The sequence below is a fragment of the Gemmobacter sp. genome (assembly GCF_046292685.1).
Taxonomy (GTDB): domain Bacteria; phylum Pseudomonadota; class Alphaproteobacteria; order Rhodobacterales; family Rhodobacteraceae; genus Wagnerdoeblera.
In genome coordinates this window covers 42,821-52,263 of the sequence record NZ_JBKBQM010000018.1, presented here as the reverse complement: position 1 = coordinate 52,263, position 9,443 = coordinate 42,821, and the positions used below count along the sequence as shown (strand labels likewise).

General features: G+C 70.0%; 11 protein-coding genes and 1 other RNA gene. 5 read left to right on the top strand and 7 right to left on the bottom strand.

What is annotated here, in order from left to right; genetic code table 11:
* The 4 genes from ACK4S2_RS07245 to ACK4S2_RS07230 all read right to left on the bottom strand — a co-directional run.
* Positions 1 to 433 (bottom strand): YcjX family protein (locus tag ACK4S2_RS07245; protein WP_409622218.1); only part of this gene is annotated, 433 nt, incomplete at its 3' end.
* Positions 434 to 556: 123 nt separating this feature from the next.
* Positions 557 to 1,036, bottom strand: coding sequence for a DUF2948 family protein (locus ACK4S2_RS07240; protein WP_409622215.1), 480 nt, complete (start codon positions 1,034 to 1,036; stop codon positions 557 to 559).
* Entirely contained in the window at positions 1,033 to 2,301 is a 1,269-nt protein-coding gene (gene murA, locus ACK4S2_RS07235; RefSeq protein ID WP_409622212.1) for a UDP-N-acetylglucosamine 1-carboxyvinyltransferase, read from the bottom strand. Before murA ends, ACK4S2_RS07240 begins: the two co-directional genes overlap by 4 nt.
* Positions 2,302 to 2,306: 5 nt before the next feature.
* Positions 2,307 to 2,501: a hypothetical protein gene (locus tag ACK4S2_RS07230; protein ID WP_409622209.1), complete on the bottom strand. Its 195-nt coding sequence runs from the start codon at positions 2,499 to 2,501 to the stop codon at positions 2,307 to 2,309.
* Positions 2,502 to 2,577: 76 nt separating this feature from the next.
* Between ACK4S2_RS07230 and ssrA the strand changes: the two genes are divergently transcribed.
* Together ssrA and ACK4S2_RS07220 are read left to right on the top strand one after the other, a co-directional pair.
* Positions 2,578 to 2,941: a transfer-messenger RNA gene (gene ssrA / locus ACK4S2_RS07225) on the top strand.
* Positions 2,942 to 3,007: 66 nt separating this feature from the next.
* On the top strand, positions 3,008 to 3,340 hold the full coding sequence (locus ACK4S2_RS07220) for a hypothetical protein (RefSeq protein ID WP_409622206.1): 333 nt from the start codon (positions 3,008 to 3,010) through the stop codon (positions 3,338 to 3,340).
* Between the two features lie 4 nt (positions 3,341 to 3,344).
* On the opposite strand, the gene rlmN is transcribed toward ACK4S2_RS07220, so the two are convergent.
* Positions 3,345 to 4,526, bottom strand: a complete 1,182-nt coding sequence (rlmN, locus tag ACK4S2_RS07215) for a 23S rRNA (adenine(2503)-C(2))-methyltransferase RlmN (protein WP_409622203.1) — start codon at positions 4,524 to 4,526, stop codon at positions 3,345 to 3,347.
* Between the two features lie 174 nt (positions 4,527 to 4,700).
* Here rlmN and ACK4S2_RS07210 point away from each other — a divergent pair, with 174 nt between their 5' ends.
* Complete coding sequence (locus tag ACK4S2_RS07210; RefSeq protein ID WP_409622200.1) at positions 4,701 to 5,369, top strand: DUF2161 domain-containing phosphodiesterase; 669 nt, start codon at positions 4,701 to 4,703, stop codon at positions 5,367 to 5,369.
* A gap of 34 nt (positions 5,370 to 5,403) precedes the next feature.
* Here ACK4S2_RS07210 and ACK4S2_RS07205 read toward each other — a convergent pair whose 3' ends face one another.
* Positions 5,404 to 5,940, bottom strand: coding sequence for an invasion associated locus B family protein (locus ACK4S2_RS07205; protein ID WP_409622197.1), 537 nt, complete (start codon positions 5,938 to 5,940; stop codon positions 5,404 to 5,406).
* A gap of 166 nt (positions 5,941 to 6,106) precedes the next feature.
* On the opposite strand from ACK4S2_RS07205, the gene ACK4S2_RS07200 reads away from it, so the two are divergent.
* Complete coding sequence (locus tag ACK4S2_RS07200) at positions 6,107 to 7,096, top strand: asparaginase (RefSeq protein WP_409622194.1); 990 nt, start codon at positions 6,107 to 6,109, stop codon at positions 7,094 to 7,096.
* Positions 7,097 to 7,275: 179 nt separating this feature from the next.
* Positions 7,276 to 8,181 (top strand): DMT family transporter, encoded by a 906-nt coding sequence (locus ACK4S2_RS07195; RefSeq protein WP_409622191.1) that lies wholly within the window; start codon positions 7,276 to 7,278, stop codon positions 8,179 to 8,181.
* Positions 8,182 to 8,209: 28 nt separating this feature from the next.
* Here the strand turns inward: ACK4S2_RS07195 and ACK4S2_RS07190 are convergent, their stop codons facing one another.
* On the bottom strand, positions 8,210 to 9,409 hold the full coding sequence (locus ACK4S2_RS07190; protein ID WP_409622188.1) for a UbiH/UbiF family hydroxylase: 1,200 nt from the start codon (positions 9,407 to 9,409) through the stop codon (positions 8,210 to 8,212).
* Positions 9,410 to 9,443: the final 34 nt, after the last annotated feature.

Below are 9,443 nucleotides of genomic sequence, written 5' to 3'. Positions count from 1 at the left end.
GCAGCCATTCGCCGGGGTAGTCGATGATGTCCAGATGCACGCGCCGCGCGCCCGTCAGGCCCAGAAACCCCGAAGGCCGCAACCGGAACGACAGCCGCAGCTCCGAAATCGCCCGGGTCGATTCGGGCCAGCGCGGCGCCGGGCCGGTCAGCGCCGCGCGGTGGCCCTCGTAGTCGAAGCGCGGCACGGTGTCGTCGGGCTGCGGCTGCAACCAGGCTGCCTCGATCCGGCCTTCGGCCGCCGCGCGCATCTGCACCATGCGGTCGCGGTCCAGCAGGTTCGACACCAGCGAGGTGATGAACACCGTCTTGCCCGCCCGCGCCAGCCCCGTCACCCCCAGCCGGATCACCGGGTCGAACAGCGCCCCCGATACGGCCGAAAACCGCGTTTCCACCTCATGCGCCAGATCCTGCGCCAGTTCGGTCACGCCCATTCACGTTGCGTCCGGCCTGCCGGCGCCCTCATTTTCTGTCTCGAAATATCCCGGGGGTGCGGGGGCAGAGCCCCCGCTCCGGCCCTCGCAACATAGGCAGCGGCCGGGCGCGAAACCAGTCCCTCAACCCTCGGGGTGGTGCGGTGCCTTTCCCGACGGCGCGCGGTAGGGCCGCGTCACGTCCGACAGCATCAGGTTGACGCATTCCACCTCCATCCGCAGCGCGCCGTCGCCGGCCAGCACCACGACCAGCACCCCGGTTCCATCGGCACCTGGGGTGAACTCCAGCGCCAGCACCGACAGCACGGTATCCTTGTCGCCGGGGACGACGCCTTGCGCGGCCAGGCCGGTCACGTCCTGCACGGTCAGCACGGCGCGGACGCGCTCGTATGGGCGGCCGGCGCGTTCGGCGGCGGCGCGGTCTTCCCAGCGAAAGCGGTTCAGCAGCACATCCACCCGGCGCCCCTTGCGCGACCAGCGCAGATCGGCGGCGGTGAACACCGCGTCCTGCACCAGCGCCGAAATCACCGGCAGGTCGTCGGGCGCCAGCGCCACCAGCCGCAAGGGCCGCTCGGCCCCGTCTTCGAATCGCGCATCGGTCATTCCTGCACCCGTTCGATCACCGCGCCGCAGGCGCGCAGCTTTTCCTCCACCCGCTCGTAGCCGCGGTCGAGGTGATAGACGCGCTTGACCAGCGTTTCGCCTTGCGCCGCCAGCCCTGCAAGGATCAGCGACACCGAAGCGCGCAGGTCGGTTGCCATCACCGGCGCGCCGCGCAGCCGGTCCACCCCGGTCACCCGCGCCGTGCCGCCGTGCACGTCGATCCGCGCACCCATCCGCATCAGTTCGGGCGCGTGCATGAAGCGGTTTTCGAAGATTCGTTCCTCCAGCACCGAGACGCCGTCGGCGGTGCACATCAGCGCCATGAACTGCGCCTGCAGGTCGGTGGGAAAGCCGGGGAAGGGCTCGGTCACCACATCCACCGCCGTCACCCGGCCATTGCGGCGGCTCACGCGCAGGCCGCGGGCCGTTTCCTCGACTGCGATTCCGGCGGCATCCAGCCTTTCGGCGAAAGCCGCCACCAGGTCCAGCCGCCCGCCGATGCATTCCACGCTGCCGCCGCAGATCGCCGGCGCGAGCATGTAGGTGCCCAGCTCGATCCGGTCGGTCACCACGGGGTGGGTGGCGCCCGACAGGCTGTCCACGCCTTCGACGACGATGGTCGATGTCCCCTCGCCTTCGATCCGCGCGCCCATGCGGCGCAGGCATTGCGCCAGATCGACGATTTCGGGTTCGCGCGCCGCGTTGCGGATTTCGGTGGTGCCGCGCGCCAGCGTGGCCGCCATCAGCGCGTTCTCCGTGGCCCCCACCGACACGAAGGGAAAGTCGATGACCGCGCTGCGCAGCCCCCCGGCAGGGGCGGTGGCGTGGACATAGCCGTCGCGCAAGTCCATTTCCGCGCCCATCGCCTCCATCGCCTTCAGGTGCAGGTCCACGGGCCGCGCGCCGATGGCGCAGCCCCCCGGCAACGACACCTCGGCCCGCCCGAACCGCGCCAGCAGCGGCCCCAGCACCAGGATGGACGCGCGCATCTTGCGCACGATGTCATAGTCGGCGTGCTGGCTGGTCACATCGTGCGACGACAGCGCCAGCACACGCCCGCCTTGCAGCGCCTGCACCTCGGCCCCCAGCGATTGCAGCAGCTGCGTCATGGTGCGGATGTCGCTCAGTCGCGGTGCGTTGGTCAGCGTCAGCGGCTGGTCGGAAAGCAGCGTGGCCGGCATCAGCGTCAGGCAGGCGTTCTTGGCCCCGGCAATCGGGATTTCGCCATTCAGTTCCGCGCCGCCGCGCACGAGGATCGCATCCATGCCGGTTATCCCTTGTCCTGCCCGTTGTCGGTGTCGTTTGCAGCGCGGCTTTCGCCATCGTCCTCGTCCAGTCCGGCCGCCCGGCCGCGCGCCTGCGCCTTGCGCCGCGCCAGATTGGCCTTGAGCGCCGCCTTCAACCGCGCATCGCGGCTGAGGGGGGGCGGCCGTTTGCCGGGGGAAGGGGGGTCGGAGGCGGTCATGCCGGCTGTCTAGCTCAAGGCGCGAAAGCCGTCCAGACGCGAGGGGGCGCCAAGGCCGCCCGGGCGCGCGGGGCCGCCTCTTGCAACCCTGCGGCCGGGCGCCTATGTTGGGCGTGTCGGTCGGGGGCAACCCCGGGCGACTATGGGCATAAACGCGCACGGAATAAGCGGATCGGACCCGGGGGCGGTACCCGGCGGCTCCACCATACCACCCGTTCGTTGCGGGGGCCTGGGGCCGAAACAGGATCGACGGACGTCCAAAGGTGTTTGCTTTGCCTCGGTGAGCTACCACCGTTATCGGTGCAAAAGTACAGTTGCCAACGACAACCGTGCTCCGGTGGCTCTGGCTGCGTAAGCAGCTCGGGTACCGAAACCTCAAGTCCTTGGGCTTAGCCGCTTAAGGCGGGGCTCGCAGGTGCCTGGCAACAGAAACCTGCACTTTTCCCCTCTCGGCAGCGATGCGCCGATGCGCCCCGACGGCCGCGCCACCGCCACGTCTGGCCAGAATGTGGCCCGATGTCGTTTCCCACCCCGGTCGTCTGCGCCCTGGCGCTGTCGGCCGCCGGCCTGATGCCCGCTGCTGCGCGCGCGCGACCGTTTCGGGCTTTCACGACCGCGCGGCGCAGATCGGCGTCATCCTCGGCCCGGACGCGGTGGCCGAGGCGTTGCGGCAGGCGCCGGTGAAATCCCCGGAGTTCGAAGGCACAGGCGCCGATGGCGGCCTGCGCTGGGAGATCGAAAGCAACGATTGCGAAGCCGATCTCGTGCCGAAGGCCAGCCCGGCGCAAGGCTCAGGTGCCGTCCGTTATGCCATTGCCGAGGTCGGCCGTTGCCGCTGAACGCTCAGAGCCCGGTTTCCGCCGCGATTTCGGCGCGGCTCTTGCGTGCGCGTTCGGTGGCCGATTTCAGTTGCCCGCAAGCGGCCATGATGTCTTCGCCGCGCGGGGTGCGGATGGGGCTGGCGTAACCGGCCTTGTAGACGATGTCGGCAAAGGCCTCGATCCGCTCCCAGTCGCTGCGCTGGTAGGGGGCGCCGGGCCATTCGTTGAACGGGATCAGGTTGATCTTGGCCGGAATGCCCGCGATCAGCTTCACCAGCCGCCGTGCATCGGCGTCGCTGTCGTTCACGCCCTTGAGCATGACGTATTCGAAGGTGATGCGTTCGCTGTTCGACAGCCTGGGATAATCGCGCAGCGCCGCCAGCAGGGTGGCGATGTTCCATTTCCTGTTGATCGGCACCAGCCGGTCGCGCACCTCGTCGGTGGTGGCGTGAAAGCTGATGGCCAGCTGGCAACCGATTTCCTCGGCGGTGCGGGCGATTTCGGGCACCACGCCGCTGGTCGACAGCGTGATCCGCCGCCGCCCCAGCGCGATGCCTTCGCCGTCCATCACCACGCGCATCGCGTCGCGCACGTTTTCGAAGTTGTAAAGCGGCTCGCCCATGCCCATCAGCACGATGTTGCTGACCAGCCGATCCTGGATCGACCCCTCGCCCGGTTCGGGCCATTCGCCCAGGTCGTCGCGCGCCACCATGACCTGGCCGACGATTTCGCCCGCCGTCAGGTTGCGCACCAGTTTCTGCGTGCCGGTGTGGCAGAAGGAACACGTCAGCGTGCAGCCGACCTGAGAGGAGATGCACAGCGTGCCGCGCCCTTCCTCGGGGATGTAGACGGCCTCGACCTCGTGCCCGCCGGCGATGCGCAGCAGGTATTTGCGCGTCCCGTCGGCGGAAATCTGGCGCGTCACCACTTCGGGCCGTTCGATGGCAAAGTGCCGATCCAGCAGGGCGCGGTAATCCTTGGCTAGGTTGGTCATGGCGCCGAACTCGCGCACGCCCCAGTGATAGACCCATTGCCAGATCTGGCCCACGCGCATCCTGGCCTGCTTTTCCGGCGTGCCGGCGGCGATCAGCGCATCGCGCAGCTGGTCGCGCGTCAGGCCGACCAGGTTGATGCGCCCGGTGTCCGGCAGCTTGCGCGGCAGGGTCAGCACATCTTGCGTGATGGGGGCGGTGGCGTTGGTCATGGCGGCGGATCCTGGCAGGGCAAGCGCAGGATATAGGCCGGATGAGGCGGAAATGAAAGGCCATGCCGAGCGCCCTGCACAGCGCCGCAGGGTGACGGGTGCGATCACGCATCGGGTTCCCTCTCTGGCGCTCTGCCGATATGCCTGAGGCATTCGATCGATGCAGGAGGTGCGATGCAGCGCGAGGCCGAGCTTTACCCTGCGGTCAAGGCGCATCTCGAACGCCAGGGGCTGACCGTCAAGGCGGAAATCGGCGCGGCCGATGTGGTGGCGATGGGCGGGCCCGACCCGGTGATCGTGGAATTGAAGCTGCGGTTCTCGCTGACGCTGTATCATCAGGCGGTCGCGCGGCTGGCGCTGACGCCGGCGGTGTGGCTGGCCGTGCTGCACCCCGAAGGCCGCGACGCGGCCCGCGCCTTGCGCGACAATGCCGCCTTGTGCCGGCGGCTGGGGCTGGGGCTGATGACGGTGCGGGCGCGCGACGGTTTCGTGCAGGTACTGTGCGAACCCGGGGCGGCCTCACCGCGCCGCCAGCCTGCCCGCCGCAAGCGGCTGGAGGCCGAATTCGCTCGCCGGCGCGGCGACCCGAACGATGGCGGCGCCACGCGGTACGGGCTGGTCACCGGCTATCGGCAGGATGCGCTGCGGATCGCGGCCTTTCTGGCCGAATACGGCGCCGCCAGCGGCGCGGCCGCGGCGCGCGATACCGGCGTGCCGATGGCCACCCGGATACTGGCCGACAACCATTACGGCTGGTTCGTCCGCGTGGCGCGCGGGGTTTACGACCTGACGCCCGAAGGCCGCCGCGGGCTGGCCGACTGGGCCGGCGCCTTGCCGGACTGAGCCGCGCCCGCGCGCGGCGCCGGGCGCGCCGGGGTTACTTGCAGCGGGCTTCCGCCTCGGTCATCGCAGCGGTGAAGCCTTGCAGCGAGAACGTGTCCTTGGTGTCGGTGCCGCGCGCCGAAGACCCGGTCAGCGTGGCGGTCGCGCCGCGTTTCATAGCGGCCAGCAAGGCGGCGTCGTCGTTGGCATTGGCCGGCCAGGCCCATTCGCCATCGGTGAACAGGGTGAACTTGTCGGACCCGATTTCCATCGTCACCTGGGCGCCCTTGGCATAGGCATAGCCGGGGGTAAACGACACCTCGCCCCGCGCGCCGGTGCCGGGGCGGAAGGTGACGAACAGCATCGTGTCGCCGCGCCGCACCTGCGCCGGGCGACCGCCGCGGGTGTTCACCGACTCGGTCGGCACCGAAACGCCCCAGCATTCCTTGGGGTTGTCCCAGACGCAGACGCTCCAGGCCGTTTTCGCCGACACGCACTTGGTTTGCGGTTGGGTCTGCGCCGCTGCCGGGTCGGCCATCAGGCCCCAGGCCAGCCCCGCCGCCGCCAGCGCAGTCGTGATCCCGATTTTCATGTGCCCAGTGCCTCCAGCCGATCCCTGCCACGTCGTTCTCGGCACGACCTTTTCCGCTTGGCGAGGGACATTGCAACCCGATATGCCGTGTCTTAGCGCGAAACCGCCGGGCGGGAAAACCCCTTTGGGCGCAAAATCGCGCATCTGTTATGGCAGGAGGGGGCGGATGAACGCGGTGCCGATGGTGGAATTGTGGCGGGGCGGGCGGATGGAAAGCCGCCATCTGGGCCATGCGGTGATCTGGCATGCCGATGCCGGGCTGGTGGAAAGCTGGGGCAACCCGGCCGAGGCGATCTTTCCGCGCTCGTCGTGCAAGATGATTCAGGCGCTGCCCCTGATGGAAAGCGGCGCGGGCGCGGGCTTGCGCCCCGAACAGCTGGCGCTGGCCTGTGCCAGCCACCAGGGCGCCGCGCTGCACGTCGGCGCGGTGCAGCGCTGGCTGGCCGACATGGGCATGTCCGAATCCGACCTGCGCTGCGGCGCGCACGAACCAGGCGACCGGGCCGAACGCGACCGGCTGATCTGCGCCCACGAGGCACCGTGCCAGTGCCACAACAACTGTTCGGGCAAGCACACCGGCTTTCTGACGATGAACCGCCACCTGAAAGGCGATGCCGAATACGTGGCGCCCGACCACCCCTTGCAGCGCGCGATCCTGCAGGCCTTCGAGGAGGTGACGGGCGAGACCTCGCCCGGCTACGGGATCGACGGCTGTTCGGCGCCGAACTTTGCCACCTCGGTGACAGGGCTCGCGCGCGCCATGGCCGCCTTTGCCGGGGCGGGGGGCGGGGGCAGCGCGCGCGACCGCGCGATGGTGGCGCTGCGCGAGGCGATGGCGGCACACCCCGAATACGTCGCCGGCGAAGGGCGCGCCTGCACCGAACTGATGCGCGCGATGGGCGGCCGGGTGGCGATCAAGACCGGGGCCGAGGCGGTGTTCGTCGCCATCGTGCCCGAGCGGCGGGTGGGCATTGCGCTGAAGATCGCCGATGGCGGCACGCGCGCCTCCGAGGCGGCAATCTGCGCCTTGCTGGTGCGGCTGGGCGTGCTGGACCCCGGCCACCCCGCCACGCGCAAGCGGCTGGACGCGGTGCAGACCAACTGGCGCGGCTTGGAAACCGGGTTGGTGCGGCTGGCAGACGGCTTTCCCGCCTGAGGGGAACCGGGGGGCCGCGGCCGCCGTTGCCATCGGTTCTCGAACCGAGGGCGAACCAATGGCACCCCCCGCCTCAAGGGGGGCACGCCCCCCTTGAGAAACCCCGTGGATATTTGCAGACAGAAAATGACGGTGGTTCGCTCTTGTGCCTGCCACCCTGTTGCGGCCTTGTGCAAGGCATGACCGAATCTGCCTTGAACCGGCCCGTTGCGGGCGTGCTGTGGATGCTGGCCTCGGGGCTGAGCTTCGTGGGTGTCACCGGCATCGTGCGCTATCTGGGCACCGACCTGCCGGCGGCGCAGTCGGCCTTTCTGCGCTTTGCCTGGTCGTTCGTGTTTCTGCTGCCATCGCTGGTGCTGCTCTTGCGTGGCGGGTTGCCGGGCGGGGCCTTGCCGCTGATCGGCTGGCGCGGCGCGGTGCATACGGTGGCGGTGATCCTGTGGTTCTATGCCATGGCCCGGTTGCCCGTGGCCGAGGTAACGGCCATCGGATACCTGAATCCGGTGGGCGTCACGCTGGGGGCGGCGCTGTTCTTTGGCGAAAGGCTGGCGCTGCGGCGGCTGGCGGCGATCGGGCTGGCGATCGTGGGGGCGCTGATCGTGCTGCGCCCCGGCTTGCGCGAGGTATCGCCCGGTCACCTGGCGCAGATCGGGGCGGCAATCTGTTTTGCGGGCAGCTACCTGCTGGCCAAGCGGCTGAGCCAGATGCTGCCGGCCGGGGCCATCGTGGCGCTGATGTCGGCCACGGTCACCCTCGGGCTGGCGCCCTTTGCGCTGGCGGTCTGGGTGCCGGTATCGCTGGAACAGGTGCTGTGGCTGGGGCTGGTGGCGATGTTCGCCACCGCCGGGCATTATTGCATGACGCGCGCCTTTGCCTGTGCGCCCATCGCGGTGACCCAGCCGGTGACCTTTCTGCAGCTGCTGTGGGCAACGCTGCTGGGCGCCCTGGCCTTTGGCGAGGCGGTGGACCCCTTCGTGCTGCTGGGGGGGGCGCTGATCATCGGGGCGGTCAGCTACATCACCTGGCGCGAGGCGCAGATCAAGCGCGCCGGGCTGACGCCGCCGGCCAACGCCGGCAAGCTGTAGCGCCCGGGCCGGCGCCGCGGGGTGGCCCTCAGCGCAGGCCGAGGCCCGCCTTCATCAGCGTGCGCCGCACCGGCGCCAGCGAATACATCGCGTTCAGCAGGCCGGCGCGCAGGTCGCGCAAGGGTTGCGGCGCCAGCATCGAAGCGCGGTTCAACAAGTCGATGCCGGCGACGCGGGCCAGCACATCCCAGTGCCGCGACCGGGCATAGGCCGCCAGCATCGCCGCGCCACCCGGATCGTCGCGGTGGGTCTGCGCCAGGTCCAGCAACACGCGCAGGTCCGCGAGGCTCATGTTCAGCCCCTGCGCACCGATCGGCGGCACCACATGCGCGGCCTCGGCCACCAGCGCCACATGCGGCGCGGTCACGCGCTCGGCCACCTGGCTGATGATCGGCCAGACCGTGCGGCGCGTGGCCAGCCGCAGCGGCCCGAACAGGTGGCACGACCGTTCGGACATGGCCGCCTCGAAATCCGGGACGGGCAGGGCGGCAAGGCGTTCGGCCTCGGGGCCGCGTTCCATCCAGACCACGGCCGAGGCCGGGCGGCCGTCGCGGTCGGGCAGCGGCACCAGCGTGAAGGGCCCGCCCGACCGGTGAATCTCGGTCGAGACATTGCCGTGCGGGATCGGGTGGGTGACGGCAAAGACCACCGCCTTCTGCCCGTAGCGCGTGGTGCGCGCCCCGATGCCAAGCGCCGCGCGCACGGCCGAGTTGCGCCCATCGGCCCCCACCAGCAGGCGCGCGGCCCACTGGCTGCCATCGGACAGGCGCACCAGTGCCGCATCCTCGCGCGCGACGACACCGGCGGTGCCCACGCCGGGGCGGAACTCCACCCCCGGCATTTCGGCCAGACGTGCCACCATCTCGCGCCGCAGGAGCCAGTTGGGAAGGTTCCAGCCGAAGGGCTGGTCCGAAATGTCGGCGGCGTCGAAATCCTTGACCACGCGCGGCTCGGGCACCGGGCCGCCGGCATCGACGATCCGCATCACCTGCAAGGGCATGGCATGGGGTAACAGCCTGCCCCACAACCCTGCGGCCTGCAGCACGGCGACCGAGGGTTGCAGGAAGGCCGTGGTGCGCAAGTCGGCGCCCTCGGCGCCTTCGTCGGTGACGGGCGGGGCAGGGTCCACCACCAGCACCCGGAATCCGGCCGCCCCGAAGGCGGCGGCCGCGGTCAGGCCCGCCACGCCGCCACCCGATACCAGCACATCCGTTTCGTTCCGGGTCATCCGTCGCTCTCCTGCTTGCTGTGCGTCAGTCTAG

Coding starts and splice junctions, on each gene's coding strand:
- ACK4S2_RS07195 (WP_409622191.1), top strand. CDS start 7,276: ATGACCGAATCTGCCTTGAACCGGCCCGTTGCGGGCGTGCTGTGGATG.
- ACK4S2_RS07230 (WP_409622209.1), bottom strand. CDS start 2,501: ATGACCGCCTCCGACCCCCCTTCCCCCGGCAAACGGCCGCCCCCCCTC.
- ACK4S2_RS07190 (WP_409622188.1), bottom strand. CDS start 9,409: ATGACCCGGAACGAAACGGATGTGCTGGTATCGGGTGGCGGCGTGGCG.
- ACK4S2_RS07200 (WP_409622194.1), top strand. CDS start 6,107: ATGAACGCGGTGCCGATGGTGGAATTGTGGCGGGGCGGGCGGATGGAA.
- ACK4S2_RS07205 (WP_409622197.1), bottom strand. CDS start 5,940: ATGAAAATCGGGATCACGACTGCGCTGGCGGCGGCGGGGCTGGCCTGG.
- ACK4S2_RS07220 (WP_409622206.1), top strand. CDS start 3,008: ATGTGGCCCGATGTCGTTTCCCACCCCGGTCGTCTGCGCCCTGGCGCT.
- rlmN (WP_409622203.1), bottom strand. CDS start 4,526: ATGACCAACGCCACCGCCCCCATCACGCAAGATGTGCTGACCCTGCCG.
- ACK4S2_RS07240 (WP_409622215.1), bottom strand. CDS start 1,036: ATGACCGATGCGCGATTCGAAGACGGGGCCGAGCGGCCCTTGCGGCTG.
- murA (WP_409622212.1), bottom strand. CDS start 2,301: ATGGATGCGATCCTCGTGCGCGGCGGCGCGGAACTGAATGGCGAAATC.
- ACK4S2_RS07210 (WP_409622200.1), top strand. CDS start 4,701: ATGCAGCGCGAGGCCGAGCTTTACCCTGCGGTCAAGGCGCATCTCGAA.